Genomic DNA, 17358 nt, shown 5'->3' on the forward strand with positions numbered 1-17358 from the left:
GCTTGACCTCCCGCTCGCCCCGGCCGAATAATGGACTCCGGCATTGATTTAGATTCTAAATATAAAACGCGGGGATGTGATGCGCACCCGCGGCAGACCCACGGAACAGGAGGACCGGTGCCCACCACCGCCCACGAGCCCGACCGCACGAACCCGTCCGCCGACTGGTGGCGCCAGGCCGCCGTCTACCAGATCTATCCCCGCAGCTTCGCCGACTCCAACGCCGACGGCCTCGGGGACATCCGCGGCATCACCTCGCGCGTGCCGTACCTCGCGAAGCTCGGCATCGACGCCGTCTGGCTCAGCCCGTTCTACCCCTCGGCCCTCGCCGACGGTGGCTACGACGTGGACGACTACCGCAACGTGGACCCGCGGCTCGGGACCCTCGAGGACTTCGACGAGATGGTCTCCGCGCTCCACGGCGCCGGCATCAAGGTGATCGCGGACATCGTCCCGAACCACACCTCGGACCGCCACGTGTGGTTCCAGGAAGCACTGGCCGCGGCGCCGGGGTCCCCGGCCCGCAACCGCTACATCTTCCGTGACGGCCGCGGCGAGCACGGGGAGCTGCCCCCGAACGAGTGGACCTCCATCTTCGGCGGCGGAGCGTGGGAGCGCGTCACCGAGGCCGACGGCACGCCCGGGCAGTGGTACTTCCACCTCTTCGCCAAGGAGCAGCCGGACCTGAACTGGGACAACTCCGAGGTGCACGAGGACTTCCTGACGACCCTGCGGTTCTGGTGCGACCGCGGCGTCGACGGCTTCCGCGTGGACGTGGCACACGGGCTGAAGAAGGACATGGACGCCGTCCACGACGACCTCGAGACCATCCACCGCGCCGACCTCTTCGCCCTCGGCGAGCACCCGCTCTGGGACCGGGACGAGGTCCACTCGATCTACGCCGAATGGCGCAGGGTGTTCAACGAGTACACCCCGCCGCGGGCCGCCGTCGCCGAGGCCTGGGTCCATGCGGACCGCCGCGCCCGGTACGCCTCGCCGGACGGCCTCGGCCAGGCGTTCAACTTCGACCTCCTCCAGGCCGACTTCGACGCCGCCCAGTTCCGCGAGGTCATCACGAAGAACCTCGCCGAGGCCGCCGCGACCGGCGCCTCCTCGACATGGGTCTTCTCGAACCACGACGTGGTCCGCCACGCCACCCGCTACGGCCTTCCCAAGGGCACGGGCCGCGGCGGCGCCGGCACCGACGGGAAGGACTGGCTCCTCGACGGCGGGGACCCGGCCGAGGTCGACGCCACGCTCGGGCTCCGCCGGGCCAAGGCCGCGACCCTGCTCATGCTCGCCCTGCCCGGCTCGGCCTACCTCTACCAGGGCGAGGAGCTCGGTCTGCAGGAGGTCGGCCGCATTCCGGAGCAGGACCGGCAGGACCCCACCTACTTCCGCAACCGCGGCGTGGAGATCGGCCGCGACGGCTGCCGGGTCCCGCTTCCCTGGGAGCCCACGGGCACCTCGTTCGGCTTCGGCGCCAACGGCTCGCACCTCCCGCAGCCGGCATGGTTCAAGGACTACGCCGTCAGCGTCGAGGAGCAGGACGCCGGCTCGACCCTCGCCTTCTACCGCCGGGCCCTCGCGCTGCGCCACGAGCTCGTCGGCGAGGAGCACCTCGAGTGGGCCGACGCCGCGGACGACGACGTGCTGCACTTCGCGCGGACGGCTCCGGACGGCGGTGCCTGGCACGTGGTGGCGAACTTCGGTGCCGCCCCGACGGAGCTGCCGGAGGGGGAGGTGCTGCTCTCGAGCGTCGAGGTCGAGGGCGGCAAGCTGCCCGGCGACGCAACGGCCTGGGTCCGCGTGCAGGCCTAGTCCAGGAGGGGGCAAAGGGCCCTTCCGCGCCCGGGTGCTCCATGGGAGCCTAGGGAGACCACCGACGGGGAGGGGCCATGGCCGACGTCAACGCGGACTTCCAGTACGGGCCGGGGGCCCGTCACGAGGACTACGAGCTGGATGCCGAGCAGTGCTGGTCACTGCTCGGCTCCTCCGGCGTAGGGCGATTCGCCTTTGTCCACGAGGGCCGTGTCGCGGTCTACCCGGTCGGATACCTCGTCTACGGCGGTGCCGTCCACTTCCGCACCTCCCCGGATGGGACCGTGGTGAACAGCCTGCCCCAGGACGGGGCCGCCCTGCAGGTGGACGCCATGCAGCCGTCCGTCCAGGCGGGATGGTCCGTCCTCGTCAGCGGCCGGGCCGAGGTGGTCGAGGATGCCCACGAGCTCACCACGCTGTTCGGCCAGATGGTGGACGAGCCGTGGGCCGGGGGAGTGCGCGACGCGTTCGTCCGCGTCCGTCCCGAGCACCTCAGCGGCCGGCGCGTGTACCTCGCGCAGTAGCGGACCTGCGGACCGGCGGTGTCGCGGCCAGGGCCGCGAGGCGTACCGCCGCGCTATTAATAAAGTCGCTTGACAAATTGCCGTCGCGGGCGTGGACTGGATACATCGAGGTTGGCTGGGGAGCCCGATTCTTCGACCGTTCATCTGTCAGGAGAGTCCCATGGCTGAGCAGGAGACCGTCACCAGCCCCTCACCCCACGAGGCGCCCCGTCCCGTCGACAGGAGCCCCAGGACACAGGAGCGACGCCGCTCCGACGCTGTGCCCTCCTGCGTTCCGCGTCTCCCCGCCGGAATCCGCTGGTGGGAGGCCTGCGGCGGCTGGACGGCGGGCTACCAGCTGAGCGTCTTCTGACCCGGGGTGGGCTGGCCTGCGAGGCCGGCCCACGGATGTGCCAGCGGGGCCTCCGCAGCGATACGGTGGACCCATGACGTCACCTGTTTCCGCCGATTCGACGCGTCCCGTAGGCGCAGACCGCCCCGGCCGCCCCGCGCGCGAGATCAGCCCGGAGATCGCCCGCTCCTGGCTGCTCGTCAACGCGATGCGCACGGAGCTCTTCGACGAGTCGGCAGCGTCCCGTGCGGACGCGATCATCCTCGACATCGAGGACGCCGTGGACCCCTCGCACAAGGACGAGGCCCGCGAGAACGTCACCCGCTGGCTGACCGCCGGCGGCCGCGCCTGGGTGCGCGTCAACGACGCCACGAGCCCCTTCTGGGCCGACGACCTCGCCGGGCTGCGCGGCACCCCCGGCCTGCTCGGCGTCATGCTCGCCAAGACCGAGTCGGCCGACCAGGTGACGGAGAGCTTCCACCGCATGGACGGCAAGACCCCGGTGATCGCGCTCGTCGAGTCGGCGGTCGGCATCGAGGAGGCCAACCGCATCGCCAAGGCCCAAGGTGCGTTCCGCCTCGCCTTCGGCTCGGGCGACTTCCGCCGCGACACCGGTATGGCGGCGACGCCCGAGGCCATGGCCTACCCGCGCGCGAAGCTCGTCGTCGCCTCCCGCGTCGGCAACCTTCCGGGCCCGATCGATGGCCCCACCGTCGGCACGAACCACCCGATCCTGCGCGAGCAGAGCGCCATCACGGTGATGATGGGCATGACGGGCAAGCTCTGCCTCGCCATCGACCAGACCACGGTGATCAACGAGGTCATCTCCCCGACGCCGACCGATGTCGCCTGGGCCACGGACTTCATGCGCGACTTCGAGGCCAATGGCCGCGTGATCCGCGATGGCTCGGACCTCCCGCGCCTCGGCCGCGCCGAGAAGATCATGAAGCTCGCCACGGCGTTCGGCGTCCAGCCGGCGGTCTAGGAGCCACGGCCTCCGCCATGGAAGGCGGGCCCTGGCTCGTCCACGGCATCGCGTGGGACGGCCCCGCCGAGCAGCGCGACGACACGCGCTTCATCCACGCCTTCCACCGCGGCGGGAACGTTCCGGCGGGACTGCGCGACTACCTCATGCAGCCGCACTGGCGCGCTCCCCGCGCCCCGCCTCGCCGGACTCCTCGACGCCAGGGCCGCCGAGGTGACCCAGCTGCTCGGCGAGGTGAAAGGCATCGGAGGGTTCGACGTCGCCCGCGAGAGCTGGCAGCCGCCGGCGGCAGGGACGGGGCTGCTCTCCGCCGCGCCGCGGAGCGCCTATCCCGCCGACCCCGCCCTGGCGACCATGCGCTCACCCTCGCCTCGGTCCTCGGCCCCTTCGCGCTCGGCTCGGCCGGACCGGATGGGGAGGCCTTCGTCGTCCACCTGGGCCGGCTCCGCGGCAGGGTGATCGAGCTCGGACCGTTCGAGGGCGCCCTCCCGCCCCGGCAGGCCCCGCTGTTCTGAGCAGGGCGCGCGCCCGCCTAGACTGGACGCCGTGCCGAACGACTACTGGGAGACCGCCTCGCCGCTCTACAAGAAGGTCGTGTTCTCGGGCATGGCCTTCCTCGGCATCGGGATCGTGCTGAGCATCGTCGCCAACCTCGGCCACGTCACGTGGCTCCTGTGGCCCTCGATCGCGGTGATCGGCGTCGGCCTGGTCGTCCACATGGTCGGGCTCGGCATCCGGGTCCGCGAGACGAAGCGGCGGCTCAAGCAGTAGCGCTGGGCAGCCGCGCCCGCCGCACGTGGCTGCGGGCATGCTCCACGGCGTCATCGAGCGAGTCGAAGAGGTGCCTGTGGTGCCGCAGCTCGGCGATCACCCCGACCCTGCGCACGAGGTCGAGATGCTGCTCCTGCACCCCCTTGAGGAGCACCGTGACGCCCCGCGCCTCGAGCCGGCGGACCGCCTCGACGAGGGTCTGGGCCCCGGTCGCGTCGAGGTAGCGGAGCTGGGACAGGCGCAGGACGGCGACCTCGACGCCGTCGGCCGATGACGTGCGCGTGACCTCCTCGAGCACCCGCTCCGCCGCGCCGAAGAACATGAGGCCGTCGAGGCGGAAGACGGCGATGTGCTCGTCGCCGTCGTGCGCCGGCCCCGGGATCGGCTCGCGCCGGACGCTGCCGAGCTTCGCGAACTGGCGCAGCGTGAGCAGGGCCGCAGCGGCGAGCCCGATCTGGATCGCCACGATGAGGTCGAAGGCGACGGTGATGACGGCCGTGAGGACGAACGCCACCGCGTCCTGCCGCGTCGAGCCGAGGATCCGGCGGGCGGTCCCCACCGAGACCATGCGCCCGGCCGTGACCATGAGGACGCCGGCGAGGGCCGCGAGCGGAATCTGGGCGACGAGCGGGGCTGCCAGGTAGACGATGCCGAGCAGCACCAGGGCGTGGACGATCGACGCCGTGCGGGACCTGCCGCCCGAGCGGACGTTCACTGCCGTCCGCGCGATCGCGCCGGTGGCCGGCATGCCGCCGAAGAGCCCGGCGGCGACCGACGCCAGCCCCTGGCCCACGAGTTCACGGTCGGGGTTGTACGGTCCGGTGGTCCGCCCGTCGGGACCGGCGAGCCCGGAGGCGACCCGCGCCGAGAGGAGCGACTCGATCGCGGCCAGCGCTGCGACCGCCAGCGCAGGGCCGGCCAGGGAGGGCAGGTCCGAGATGCCGAAGCCGGGCAGGGCCGGGGCCGGGAGCGAGGCCGGCAGGGCGCCGATGCGCTCGACCTCGAGGCCCAGCAACCCGGCCCCCAGCGAAGCCGCGAGGATCGCGAGGAGGCTGGCAGGGAGGCTGCGGTGGATCCGCGGCACGAGGAGGGTGGTGGCGACGACGAGCGCGACGACGCCGAGGCTCGCCGCGGCGCGGGGCCACGGGGCGGAGGCCACGGCGGCGACCGCCGCCACCGCCGTGTTCTGTCCGGGGGCGACGGGGGCGGACACGGCGAGGGGAACCTGCTGGAGGAAGATGATCACACCGATCCCGAGCGTGAAGCCCTCGACGACGGGCCAGGGGATGTAGGCGACCGCCCGGCCGAGCCGTGACGCGCCGAGGGCCACGAGGACGATCCCGGCCAGGACGGAGAGCAGGGCGGCCGCGCCCGCCCCATGGGCCGCCACGATCGGGGCGAGGACCACGACCATGGCCCCGGTCGGGCCGGAGACCTGCACATGCGAGCCGCCGAAGACCGCCGCGAGGAGCCCCGCCACGATTGCCGTCACGAGCCCAGCCTCGGCGCCTGCCCCCGAGCTCACCCCGAAGGCGAGCGCGAGCGGGAGGGCCACGATGCCCACCGTGAGGCCCGCAACGAGGTCCCCGCGCCAGGTGCGGCGCACCCCCGTGTAGTCGGACGCCTGGGGGAGGAGGGACCGGAGGGTGCCGAGCCCTCTGGCCAGGGCGCCCGGCCCCGAGCGCTGCACCCCGGGGGCGTTCACCGGGTTCCCCCGCCGTGCGCCGCGACCGAGGGGAGGGCGGAGGCGGCCTCGAGCTGCTCGCGGGTCTCCGCGAGCGTGTCGAGGAGGAAGGTGCGGGCGATCGCGAGGAGCTCGGCGATCGTGGGGTGCGCGAGCGAGTACGTCACGGAGTTGGCCGTGCGGACGCTCGTCACGACGCGGTGGCGGCGCAGCGTCGCAAGGTGCTGCGAGAGGTGCGAGGCCTCGAGTCCGGTGCCCTCGAGCAGCTCGCTCACCGGGCAGGACTGCCCGGGGGAGCCGGCGAGGATCTCCAGGATGCGGATCCGGGCGGGATGGGCGAGGCCCTTGAACAGGTTCGCCTTGATCTCGTAGAGGGGCGCCTCGCGGTCGCTGAACATGCTGCCTCCAGATGATGGATTGATGAATTCATCATACCGCGAGCCTCGGAGGGCGTCGGTGCCACCGGATAGGCTTTCCCTATGGCCATCAACCCCGACCTCGCCGGTCGCGTGTACCCGCCCGCCGAGGTGTACGACGTCGCCCGCGAGAAGATCCGCGAGTTCGCCCGCGCCGTCAAGGCGGGGCACCCCGCCCACTACGAGGTCGACGCCGCGCGTGCCCTCGGCCACGCCGACCTCGTCGCGCCGCCCACGTTCGCGATCATCGTGGCCCAGCGGGCGGACGCCCAGCTCATCGCCGACCCGGAGTCGGGCATCGACTTCTCCCGGGTGGTCCACGCCGAGCAGCGCTTCACCCACCACCGCCCGATCGTGGCCGGGGACCGGCTCACCGCCGAGCTCCACGTCGACACCGTCCGCGCGATGGGCGGCGGCGCCATGATCACCACCCGCGCCGAGATCCGCGCGCTGGGCTCCGGGGACGCCGAGGGCGAGAGCGTCGCCACCACCGTCTCGTCGATTCTCGTGAGGGGAGAGGGCCAGTGAGCGCCGAGGAGAGCGTGCAGGCCGGCACTGCCGTGATGCCCGTGTTCGACCAGCTCGAAAAGGGCCTGGAGATCGGCCGCCGCGAGGTCGCCGTGACCCGCGCCGACCTCGTCCGGTATGCCGGGGCCTCGGGGGACTTCAACCCGATCCACTGGAACAACGACTTCGCGGTCGCCGTCGAGCTGCCGGGCGTGATCGCCCACGGCATGTTCACGATGGGCGCCGCCGTCCAGCTCGTCGTCGACTGGGCCGGGGACCCGGGCGCCGTGGTGGACTACCAGACGCGCTTCACCAAGCCCGTGCCGGTCCAGGACACGACCGGCACCGAGGAGCCCGGCGCGGTCCTCGAGGTCGTCGGGACCGTCGGGGCCCTGGACCCCGAGGCGCGCACGGCCCGGATCGACCTCACCGTCACCAACGCCGGCCAGCGGGTGCTGACCAAGGCGCAGGCGCTCGTCCGGCTGGCCTGAGCGTCTCCGTGGCACGGCTGCCCGCGGCACGGATGCCAGCGCCGCCCGTGGCCGCCGAGGTCCGGCGCTGGCACCTCGCCGTCATCGCCGCGTACGGCGCGAGCGGCGTCGCGTTCTCGAGCTGGGTCTCCCGGGTCCCGGCGCTGCGCACCGACCTCGGCCTCAGCCCGGCCGGGGTCGGCCTGCTCCTGCTGTGCATGACGCTGGCCTCCTTCGCCTCGGTCTCGGCCTCGGGCCTTGTGGTCCTGCGGATCGGCTCCGCCCGCACCATCCAGGCGGGCTCCCTCCTGGTGGGCGCCGGCCTCCTCACGCTGGGCCTCGGGGCGACCGTGGTCCGCTCGCCCGTGGCGGCTGCCGTGGGGTTCGCGGTGATCGGCCTCGGGACGGCGAGCTGGAACACCGCGTCCAACGTCGAGGGGGCCGCCGTCGAGCGGGCGCTGCGGAAGTTCATCATGCCCCGGCTGCACGGCGCCTTCAGCCTGGGCACCGTCCTCGGGGCCGTGGTGGGCACGTGGGCCGCCGCCGCAGCGGTGCCGCTCGCCTGGCACCTCGGGGCGGCCGGCGTGGTCGTGGCCGGGACCGTCGTGACCGCCGGGACCTTCCTGCGCGCCGACCGCGCTGCCGGGACCGCGCACGACGGCGGGATCCCCGCCGCCGGGGAGCCCTCGCCGTCGTCCGTGCTCGCCCCGCCCGCCGAAGCCGGCGGAAGCGGCGCCGACGGAAGCGGATCCGCCGGAAACGCGGGCCCGGGCGGCCGCGCCCAGGTCGCGGCGGCCTGGCGCGACCGCCGCACCGTGCTGCTGGGCGTGATGGTCCTCGGCCTCGCGCTGGCCGAGGGCGCCGCGGGCGACTGGGTCGCGCTCGCGCTCGCGGACGGCTACGGCGTCTCCCAGGCCGAGGGCGCCGTGGGGTACAGCGTGTTCGTCTGCGCGATGGCCACGGGCCGCTTCCTCGGCACCCCGGTGCTCAACCGCCACGGCCGGGTGACAGCGCTGCGGGCGTGCGGGGGGCTGGCGCTGATCGGGCTGGCCCTGTTCGTGCTCGCGCCCGCGCTGTGGCTCGCGTTCGCCGGGCTCGTGGTCTGGGGCCTCGGCGCCTCGCTCGGCTTCCCGGTGGGGATGTCCGCCGCCGCGGACGATCCCGTCCACGCCGCCGCCCGCGTCTCCGTGGTCTCCACGATCGGCTACGGCGCGTTCCTGTGCGGGCCGCCGCTGCTGGGGTTCGTGGCCGAGTTCACCGGCGTGCGCTACTCGCTGCTGACCGTCCTGCTCTTCGTCGTCGTCAGTGTGGCCCTCGCGGGACAGGCCGCCCGCCGGGCCAAGCCTGCCGTGTGACTAAGCTGGACGGGTGAGCCAGACCCTCCTGTCCTCCCTGACCACCTCCGCCGTGGGCGGCCCGGCCGCGCGCTTCGAGGAGGCTCACAGCGAGGCCGAGATCATCGACGCCGTGCGCACCGCCGACTCCGCGGGGGAGCCGCTGCTCATCATCGCCGGCGGCTCGAACCTCCTCGTCTCCGACGACGGCTACCCCGGCACCGTGCTGAAGATCGGCTCCGAGGGGCTCGAGGTCAACTCCGCGGACGCGTGCGGGGGAGTGTCCGTCAGGGTCCAGGCGGGCCACCCGTGGGACGCGCTCGTGGACCACGCGGTGCACCACGCGTGGAGCGGGATCGAGGCCCTCTCCGGCATCCCGGGCTCCACGGGGGCCACCCCGGTGCAGAACGTCGGGGCATACGGGCAGGACGTCTCGCAGACCATCTGGCAGGTGCGCACGTGGGACCGCGAGGCGAACGCCGTGAAGACCTTCGTCCCCTCCGAGCTGGCCTTCGGCTACCGGGACTCCGTGCTCAAGCGGACCACCGCCAACGGCTCGCCCCGGTACGTGGTCCTCACGGTCGAGTTCCAGCTGGCCCTGGGGCGCATGGGCGCCCCAGTGCGGTACGCCGAGCTGGCCCGGGCCCTCGGCGTCGAGCCGGGCCAGCGCGCCTACGCGACCGACGTCCGCCGCGAGGTCCTGCGGCTGCGCGCGTCCAAGGGCATGGTCCTGGACCCCGCGGACCGGGACACCTACTCGACCGGATCCTTCTTCACCAACCCCGTCCTCGCCGAGTCCGAGGCCGCGTCCCTGCCCGAGGGGGCCCCGCGCTACCCGGCCGGCGAGGGGCTCGTGAAGACCTCCGCGGCGTGGCTCATCGAGCACGCCGGCTTCCCCAAGGGCTACGGCCTCGGGGCGGACAGCGTGGCCGGCGGCCGCGCCTCGCTGTCCACGAAGCACACGCTCGCCCTGACCAACCGCGGGGACGCCACCGCGAAGGACCTCCTCGCCCTCGCCCGCGAGGTGCGCGACGGCGTCCGCGCCCGCTTCGGGATCGAGCTGCACAACGAGCCGCTGTTGATCGGGCTCGAGCTGTGAGCGAGGCCGCCCGCCGCCGCCTCGACGTCGCCGCGGCCGCCGTGCGGCTCTACGCCGAGCACGGCTACGAGGCCACGAGCGCGGACCAGATCGCCGCGGCCGCGGGCCTGTCCCGGAGCACGTTCTTCCGCCAGTTCCGCTCCAAGGAGGACGTGGTCTTCGCCGACCATGACACGCTCCTGGAACAGGCCGAGGCCTTCCTCGCCGAGGCCCACGAGGACCCGTGGGAGGCGGTGTGCCGCGCGGCGGGCCTCGTGTTCGAGCACTTCGCGGGGCTCGGGGATCTGGCACAGCTGCGCTACCGCGTGGTCAACCAGGAGCCGGGCCTGCGCGACAAGGAGCTCGTGACCACGTTCCGCTACGAACGGCTCTTCCAGCGCTACCTCCGCGGTGCCGTGCCCGGCATCGCACCCCTCGACGCGGTCCGCTTCGCCTCGACCGTCATCGCCACCCACAACTACTGCCTGCGGGGGCTCATGCGCGGCGAGCCCGGATTCGACGCCGCCCGGCTGCGGACCGAGCTGGACGCCGTGCGCCGCCTCTACGGCGTCGCCCCCGCCGAGGCCTCCGCGGCCTCTGCGGACGACGCCGGGCCGGCCGCCGGCGGCGCGGAGGTCGCCGGCGGTGCCGGGGAGCGCCCCGGGCCGCGGCCGGACGACATGGTCGTCGCCGTCTTCCCCCGCTCGGCGGCCCCGGCGGACATCGCCCGGAGGATCCAGGAAGCCCTCGACACCCGAGGCTGACACTGCGTATCACTTGACCTGATACTGAGTTTCACGATTACATGGTGGCGTGCCCCACACCACCGCCTCCTCGCCCGCCCCTGCCGCACCGCCCGCGCCCCGCGGGGTCCGCGCCGTCGGCGTCATCGGCGCAGGGCTCATGGCGAGCCAGCTCGCCACGCTCTTCGCCCAGCAGCTGAGGGTCCCGGTGACGATGAGCGACCTGTCCGCGGAGCGCGTCGAGGCCGCCCGCGTGGGCATCCGCGCCCGGCTCGACCGTGCCGAGGCCAAGCGCCGGCTCGCCCCCGGCGAGGCCGCGGAGATCGCCGCCCTCATCACGGGCACCACCGACCCCGCCGACTTCGCCGGCTGCGACGCCGTGATCGAGGCCGTGTTCGAGGAGCTCGCGGTGAAGCGCTCGGTCTTCGCCGCCGCCGAGGTCGCGATCGCCCCGGACGCCCTCCTGCTGACGAACACGTCCTCGCTCTCGGTCGAGGCCATGACCGAGGGCCTCGCGCACCCCGAACGCGTGGTGGGCTTCCACTTCTTCAACCCCGTCGCGGTCCTGCCCCTGCTCGAGCTCGTCCGCACCCCGGTGGCCTCCGAGGACGCGGTGTCCGCCGCCGCGCAGCTCGCGGCGGCGCTCGGCAAGACTGCCGTGCCCGTCGCGGACGCGCCGGGCTTCGTGGTCAACCGCCTCCTGACCAGGCTCTTCGCCGAGGTCCTGGCCGAGGTGGAGGCGGCCGCGGCCGCGGGAGGCGACCCGCTCGCCGTCGACCGCGCCCTCGCCCCGTGGGGCCTGCCGATGACCCCGCTGACCCTCATCGACTACATCGGCACCGCCGTGCAGCAGCACATCTGTGCCACGATGCACCGCGCCTGCCCGGAGCGGTTCCCGCTCTCGCCGTGGCTCGCCGCCCTCGCGGAGGCCGGCGTGCGCCGCCTCCTCGCGGACGACGGCGGGCTCACACCCGAGGCGGCCGCCCTCCTGCCGACGGCGGCCCCCGCCCGCGCCGGCGCCGCCCGGGAGCCCGTCGACGGCGCCCGGATCCTCGAGCGCGTCCGCGCGGCCCTCACCGAGGAAGTCGAGCTCATGCTGGCCGAGGGCATCGTCGACTCCGCCGAGGACATCGACCGGTGCATGGTCCTCGGCGCCAACTACCCCGCCGGCGGCCTCACCCCGCTGCTGGCCACGCCCGCCCGCTGATCCGCCCCTGATCCACGCCCTGACTCGAAGGACCCCCATGCCCGACTACGACGTCTCCGCAGCCCTCGACACCGACTACTACGCGGTGTTCTCCGCCTTCGGCACCCTCAGCGACGAGGACCGCGCCCACTGGGCCCGTGCCCGCGCGTTCAGCGACGAGGCCCTGCCCCAGATGAACGAGTACTGGGACCGCGCCGAGTACCCGCTGCACCTCGTCAAGCGCATGGGGGAGCTGAACCTGCTCGCCGACGGCATCGAGGTCCCGGGCCTGGAGCCCATGAGCCCGCTCGCCGCCGGGCTCGTGAACATGGAGATCTCCCGCGCCGACGGCTCCCTGGGCACGGTCGTGGCCGTCCAGGGCGGCCTGGCCCTCCGCTCGATCGCCTACCACGGTTCGCCGGAGCAGAAGGAGCGCTGGCTCGGGCCCCTCGCCCGCGGCGAGGAGCTCGGCGCGTTCGCGCTCACCGAGCCGGACCATGGCTCGGACTCGGTGAGCCTCGAGACCACCGCGCGGCTCGACGGCGACCACTGGGTCCTGGACGGTGAGAAGAAGTGGATCGGCAACGGCGCCTCCGGCGGCGTGACCGTGGTGTGGGCCCGGGACGAGGACGGCAACGTGCGCGGCTTCCTCGTCGAGCAGGACACCCCCGGCTATGAGGCCGAGGTCATCGAGGGCAAGGGATCGCTGCGCGCGATCCACCAGGCCCGCATCCGCCTGGAGGGCGTGCGCATCCCCCAGGACAACGTCCTCCCGGGGGCGAAGACGTTCAAGGACACCTCGAAGGTCCTCGTCGCGACCCGCCTCGGCGTGGCCTGGTCCGCGCTCGGCCACGCGACCGCGGCCTACGAGGCCGCCGTGAACTACGCCGGCCAGCGCGTCCAGTTCGGCAAGCCGCTCGCGAAGTTCCAGCTCGTCCAGGACCGGCTCTCCCAGATGCTCGCCGAGCTGACGAGCATGCAGCTGCACTGCGTCCACCTCGCCCGGCTCGACGCCGCGGGCCAGATGCGGCCCACGCAGGCGTCCATGGCGAAGTACCACAACACCCGCAAGGCCCGCTTCATCGCCCAGACCGCGCGCGACCTGCTCGGCGGCAACGGCATCCTGCTCGAGAACCACGTGGTGCGGCACATGATGGACATCGAGTCGATCCACACGTACGAGGGCACCGAGAGCGTCCAGGCCCTCCTGATCGGCCGGGACGTCACCGGCGTGGGCGCGTTCGCCTGATCCGGAGGAGGACACCGATGCAGGCCAACTACTCAGCGCTGAGCCCCCTGCGCTTCCTCGAGCGGTCCGCCGCAGTCTTCCCCGCCAGGACCGCGATCGAGCACGGCGCCCGCCGCTACACCTACGCCGAGTTCGGCGCCGAGGCGCAGCGCCTCGCCCAGGCTCTCCGGGCACGGATCCAGCCCGGCGACCGCGTCGCGTTCCTCGCCCCCAACGTCCCGGAGCTGCTCATCGCGCACTTCGCGGTGCCGCTCGCCGGCGGCGTCCTCGTGGCGCTCAACACGCGCCTCGCCGCCCACGAGGTGAAGTACATCCTCGAGCACTCCGAGGCGGTGCTCCTGTTCGCGGACACGGAACTGCTCCCGACCGTCGACGGCGTCGCGGGCCTGGGCGGGCCGGCCGCCGAGGTGCCGGTCGTCGTGGTGCCCGACGCCGAGGTGCCGGGCGCGCACGAGGAGGCGGCCGGCGTCGTGCGCCGGGCACGCGAGGACGGCAGCGGCGGGCGCGAGCTGTACGCCGACCTCCTCGCGGGCGCACCGGACGGGCCGGACCTGCCGTGGGGCGTCGACGACGAGCAGGCGCCCATCACCCTCAACTACACGTCGGGCACCACGGGCAGGCCCAAGGGCGTGCTCTACTCGCACCGCGGCGCCTACCTCAACGCCCTCGGGGAGGCGCACCACCAGGGCTTCGATGGCGCCACCCGCTACCTGTGGACCCTGCCGATGTTCCACTGCAACGGCTGGTGCACCCCCTGGGCCGTCACCGCCGCGGCCGGCACCCACGTGTGCCTGCGCGCCGTCCGGCCCGAGCCGGTCTGGGCCGCGCTCGACGACGGCGTGACCCACCTGTGCGGGGCCCCCACCGTCTGCTCGATCATCGCCGACGCCGAGCAGGCGCACCCGCTCTCGGGCCGGGGAGCCGCCCCGCTGCGGATCACGACGGCGGGCGCCCCGCCCTCGCCCACGATCATCCGGCGGCTCGGTGACCTGGGCGTGCGCGTGGTGCACGTGTACGGGCTCACCGAGGTGTACGGGCCCTACACGATCTGCGAGTACCAGGACGCGTGGGGCGCCCTGGACGCGGACGAGAGGGCGGCCAGGCTCTCCCGGCAGGGCGTGGGCATGGTCCAGGCCGAGGCGGCGCGGATCGTCGAGGTCGGGACCCCGGGCGAGTTGCGGGACGTGCCCGCGGACGGGGCGACGCTCGGCGAGATCGTGCTGCGCGGCAACAACGTCATGCTCGGCTACTTCAAGGACCCCGACGCCACTGAGCGCGCGTTCGCGGGCGGCTGGTTCCACACCGGCGACCTCGGTGTCATGCACCCCGACGGGTACATCCAGCTCAAGGACCGCGCCAAGGACATCGTGATCTCCGGCGGCGAGAACATCTCCACGATCGAGGTCGAGCAGGCCGTCGTGTCCCATCCCGACGTGCTCGATGCCGCCGTGATCGGCATGCCGGACCCGCGCTGGGGCGAGCGGCCCGTGGCGTTCGTGGTCCGGGCCAGCGGCTCGGCGCTGACCGCCGAGGAGCTCTCCGGACACGTCCGCGGTCTCCTCGCCGGGTTCAAGGTCCCTCGCGAGATCCACTTCACCGACGAACTGCCCAAGACCTCCACCGGCAAGACCCTCAAGCACGAGCTGCGCGCCCTCGCCGCGGCGGAAGGAGCACGATGAACGAGAACACGCAGAGCCGCCCAGCCCGACCCGAGGACGTGGTCATCGTCGGCGCCGCCCGCTCGCCCCAGGGGAAGCTGCTCGGCCAGCTCGCCGCGCTGACGGCGGTGGAGCTCGGCGGCACCGCGATCGCCGGGGCGCTCGGGCGCGCCGGAGTCGCCGCCGAGGACGTCGACGCCGTGGTCATGGGCCAGGTCCTGCAGGCCGGAGCGGGCCAGAACCCCGCGCGGCAGTCCGCCGCCGCGGCCGGCATCCCGCTCACCGCGCCCGCGGCCACGGTCAACAAGGTCTGCCTCTCGGGGCTCTCCGCCGTGATCGAGGCCGCCCGCATGCTGCGGCTCGGCGACGCGCGGATCGTCGTGGCCGGCGGCCAGGAGTCCATGAGCCAGGCCCCGCGCCTGCTGGCCGGCACCCGGGCCGGGACCGCCTACGGCTCGATGGAGCTCATCGACGCCACCGCCCACGACGGCCTCACCGACGCGTTCGACCACGAGGCCATGGGGCTCGCGACCGACCGGGCCAACGCCGCCCTCGGGCTCACCCGGGACGAGGCGGACGCCGTCGCGTCGGCCTCCCACGTCCGGGCCGGCGCCGCGGCCGCCGCCGGGCTGTGGGCGGAAGAGATCGTGCCCGTGAAGGTCCCGCAGCGCAAGGGCGCGGTGCTCGAGGTGGCCGAGGACGAGGGCATCCGGCCCGGCTCGACCCCCGAAACCCTCGCGAAGCTGCGGCCCGCCTTCTCCCCGGACGGGACCGTCACCGCGGGGAACGCCTCGCCCATCTCCGACGGGGCCTCGGCGCTCGTGCTGACGACCCGCGCCGAAGCCGAGCGGCGCGCACTGGAGGTGCTCGCCGTCGTGCGCGCGCACGGCCAGATCGCCGGGCCGGACACCACGCTCCCGGACAAGCCGGCCAAGGCCATCTCCGCCGCGCTCGAGCGGGAGGGCTGGTCCGCGGACGAGCTGGACCTCGTGGAGATCAACGAGGCGTTCGCCTCGGTCGCCGCGCACTCCGCGGGCCTGCTGGGTGTGCCGATGGACCGCGTGAACGTCAACGGCGGGGCGATCGCGATCGGGCACCCGATCGGCGCCTCCGGCGCGCGCGTGGTGGTCACGGCCGTGCACGAGCTGCTGCGCCGCGGTTCCGGACGCGCCGCCGTGGCGCTGTGCGGCGGCGGGGGACAGGGCGACGCGCTGCTCCTCGAGCGCTGACCCCGCCCCGTCTGAAAGTCACCTTCTGGAGGTCATCTTCTGAAGGTCATCTTCTGAAGGTCACCTTCTGGGAGTCACCCGATGTGACTCCCAGAAGGTGACCCTCAGAATGCGGGCGCGCAGAGGACTCCTCCTGTCCGCACCCCGGGCGATCATGGACGCATGGAGTCTTCCGGGGTGCCGCGCGGGCTGCGCACGACGGCGGTGGCGCGCCTCAGGCTCGCCGCGCAGGGGCTGCTTCCGCTCGGCTCGGCAGGGGACCCGCTCGTGCCGGCGGCCGATCCGGCCGCCGCGGTGCGCCGGATGGGAGCCCTGCAGAGCCAGGATCTCCAGTCAGGGCTCCTGGCGATCGGCCTCAGGACGAGGACCTGCGCAGCGTCCGAGGTGGCCGGCGCGCTGGCGAGCGGCTCGATCGTGCGCACCTGGACCATGCGGGGCACGTTGTTCACCGTGGCGGCGGAGGACGCACGGACGTTCGTCGGTCTCGCGCACGAGCGCGTCATGCGTGCGGCCTCGTCGCGCCACCGGAACCTCGGGATCAGCGAGGAGGACGTCGCCGTGGTCCGCAAGGTCGCAGAGGACAGGCTTGCGGGCGGCGTGGGCCTGACCCGGGCCGAACTGTTCGAGGCCTTCGAGGCGGCCGGGCAGCCCAGCGGCGCCCAGCGCGGCATCCACCTGATCTCGATCCTCAGTCACCGCATGGTGCTAGTGCAGGGGCCCCTGCGCGGACGGCAGCAGGAGTTCCGGCTCGCCGACGAGTGGCTGCCGCCCGGCCCCGGCCTCGCGGGGGACGACGCGCTCGAGCACCTCGCTGAGCGGTACATCGCCTCGCACGGGCCGGTGGACGAGCGGGACTTCGCCTGGTGGATCGGGCAGCCGGTCGGGCGGGTGCGCGGTCCCTTCCGAGCGGCGGCTTCCCGGGCCGCCGCAGCGGAGCACGCCGGCCGCACCCTCTTCTGCAGCCAGGAGGTCGCCGCGCTCGCAGGCTCCCGGACCGGGGCCCGCGCCGTGGCCGCGGTGCCCGGCTTCGACGAGCTGGCGATCGGCTACCCGGACCGTTCCGTGGCTATCCCGGACCCGTATCTGCAGCGGCTGGTCCCCGGCACGAACGGACTCTTCAAGGCCATGGTCACGGTGGGCGGCCGGGCGGTGGGAACGTGGACCAAGGGCGGCCGGCCCACGGCACCCCGGGTGGAGCCGGAGCTGTTCGAGGACCTCGGCCCGGCAGCCTCGGCGGCGCTGGCCAGCGCGGTGGCCCGCATCGAGTCCTACTGGGCCGGGTAGCCGCGCCAGGCCCCGGGCGCCGCACCGCCGGGCCGCCCGCGCCTCCGCGTCAGGCTGCCCGCGCCTCACCGTCCATCCCGCCGGGGGC

Annotated in this window: 18 protein-coding genes; 16 read left to right on the forward strand and 2 right to left on the reverse strand. The window is 73.7% G+C overall.

Annotated elements, in window-relative coordinates; genetic code table 11:
- Positions 1-117: 117 nt before the first annotated feature.
- The 6 genes from ACVWWH_RS01545 to ACVWWH_RS01570 all read left to right on the forward strand — a co-directional run bounded on the left by ACVWWH_RS01545 (position 118) and on the right by ACVWWH_RS01570 (position 4432).
- The gene (locus tag ACVWWH_RS01545) at positions 118-1821 is read left to right on the forward strand and encodes a glycoside hydrolase family 13 protein (protein ID WP_457315366.1); all 1704 of its coding nucleotides are present in this window, start codon (positions 118-120) and stop codon (positions 1819-1821) included.
- Between the two features lie 77 nt (positions 1822-1898).
- Entirely contained in the window at positions 1899-2345 is a 447-nt protein-coding gene (locus tag ACVWWH_RS01550; RefSeq protein WP_457315367.1) for a pyridoxamine 5'-phosphate oxidase family protein, read from the forward strand.
- 160 nt (positions 2346-2505) lie between these two features.
- Positions 2506-2697 (forward strand): hypothetical protein, encoded by a 192-nt coding sequence (locus ACVWWH_RS01555; RefSeq protein ID WP_457315368.1) that lies wholly within the window; start codon positions 2506-2508, stop codon positions 2695-2697.
- A 73-nt stretch (positions 2698-2770) separates the two neighbouring features.
- Entirely contained in the window at positions 2771-3661 is an 891-nt protein-coding gene (locus ACVWWH_RS01560; RefSeq protein ID WP_066499707.1) for an HpcH/HpaI aldolase/citrate lyase family protein, read from the forward strand.
- A 17-nt stretch (positions 3662-3678) separates the two neighbouring features.
- Entirely contained in the window at positions 3679-4176 is a 498-nt protein-coding gene (locus ACVWWH_RS01565) for a hypothetical protein (RefSeq protein WP_457315369.1), read from the forward strand.
- A 31-nt stretch (positions 4177-4207) separates the two neighbouring features.
- Positions 4208-4432 (forward strand): hypothetical protein, encoded by a 225-nt coding sequence (locus tag ACVWWH_RS01570; RefSeq protein WP_066499706.1) that lies wholly within the window; start codon positions 4208-4210, stop codon positions 4430-4432.
- On the opposite strand, the gene ACVWWH_RS01575 is transcribed toward ACVWWH_RS01570, so the two are convergent.
- On the reverse strand, positions 4422-6137 hold the full coding sequence (locus ACVWWH_RS01575; protein WP_229710886.1) for a SulP family inorganic anion transporter: 1716 nt from the start codon (positions 6135-6137) through the stop codon (positions 4422-4424). The two genes, ACVWWH_RS01570 and ACVWWH_RS01575, sit on opposite strands and share 11 nt — an antisense overlap.
- Positions 6134-6514 (reverse strand): ArsR/SmtB family transcription factor, encoded by a 381-nt coding sequence (locus tag ACVWWH_RS01580; RefSeq protein WP_066499704.1) that lies wholly within the window; start codon positions 6512-6514, stop codon positions 6134-6136. The genes ACVWWH_RS01575 and ACVWWH_RS01580 overlap by 4 nt, the downstream gene beginning before the upstream one ends.
- Before the next feature lie 81 nt (positions 6515-6595).
- Here ACVWWH_RS01580 and ACVWWH_RS01585 point away from each other — a divergent pair, with 81 nt between their 5' ends.
- The 10 genes from ACVWWH_RS01585 to ACVWWH_RS01630 all read left to right on the forward strand — a co-directional run bounded on the left by ACVWWH_RS01585 (position 6596) and on the right by ACVWWH_RS01630 (position 17270).
- Positions 6596-7060: an FAS1-like dehydratase domain-containing protein gene (locus tag ACVWWH_RS01585; protein ID WP_066499701.1), complete on the forward strand. Its 465-nt coding sequence runs from the start codon at positions 6596-6598 to the stop codon at positions 7058-7060.
- Positions 7061-7095: 35 nt separating this feature from the next.
- Positions 7096-7530, forward strand: a complete 435-nt coding sequence (locus ACVWWH_RS01590; protein ID WP_066502660.1) for a MaoC family dehydratase — start codon at positions 7096-7098, stop codon at positions 7528-7530.
- A gap of 32 nt (positions 7531-7562) precedes the next feature.
- The gene (locus tag ACVWWH_RS01595) at positions 7563-8864 is read left to right on the forward strand and encodes an MFS transporter (RefSeq protein ID WP_457315520.1); all 1302 of its coding nucleotides are present in this window, start codon (positions 7563-7565) and stop codon (positions 8862-8864) included.
- 13 nt (positions 8865-8877) lie between these two features.
- Positions 8878-9942, forward strand: a complete 1065-nt coding sequence (locus ACVWWH_RS01600; RefSeq protein WP_457315370.1) for a UDP-N-acetylmuramate dehydrogenase — start codon at positions 8878-8880, stop codon at positions 9940-9942.
- The gene (locus ACVWWH_RS01605; protein ID WP_066499687.1) at positions 9939-10685 is read left to right on the forward strand and encodes a TetR/AcrR family transcriptional regulator; all 747 of its coding nucleotides are present in this window, start codon (positions 9939-9941) and stop codon (positions 10683-10685) included. The genes ACVWWH_RS01600 and ACVWWH_RS01605 overlap by 4 nt, the downstream gene beginning before the upstream one ends.
- A gap of 49 nt (positions 10686-10734) precedes the next feature.
- Positions 10735-11871 (forward strand): 3-hydroxyacyl-CoA dehydrogenase NAD-binding domain-containing protein, encoded by a 1137-nt coding sequence (locus ACVWWH_RS01610; RefSeq protein ID WP_457315371.1) that lies wholly within the window; start codon positions 10735-10737, stop codon positions 11869-11871.
- A gap of 37 nt (positions 11872-11908) precedes the next feature.
- Positions 11909-13099 (forward strand): acyl-CoA dehydrogenase family protein, encoded by a 1191-nt coding sequence (locus ACVWWH_RS01615; RefSeq protein WP_457315372.1) that lies wholly within the window; start codon positions 11909-11911, stop codon positions 13097-13099.
- Positions 13100-13116: 17 nt separating this feature from the next.
- On the forward strand, positions 13117-14778 hold the full coding sequence (locus tag ACVWWH_RS01620; protein WP_457315373.1) for an AMP-binding protein: 1662 nt from the start codon (positions 13117-13119) through the stop codon (positions 14776-14778).
- A complete protein-coding gene (locus ACVWWH_RS01625) occupies positions 14775-15986 on the forward strand; it encodes an acetyl-CoA C-acetyltransferase (RefSeq protein WP_457315374.1) in 1212 nt (403 codons plus the stop codon). The genes ACVWWH_RS01620 and ACVWWH_RS01625 overlap by 4 nt, the downstream gene beginning before the upstream one ends.
- A 162-nt stretch (positions 15987-16148) precedes the next feature.
- A complete protein-coding gene (locus ACVWWH_RS01630) occupies positions 16149-17270 on the forward strand; it encodes a winged helix DNA-binding domain-containing protein (RefSeq protein ID WP_457315375.1) in 1122 nt (373 codons plus the stop codon).
- Positions 17271-17358: the final 88 nt, after the last annotated feature.

The organism is Sinomonas sp. RB5 (assembly GCF_054063535.1).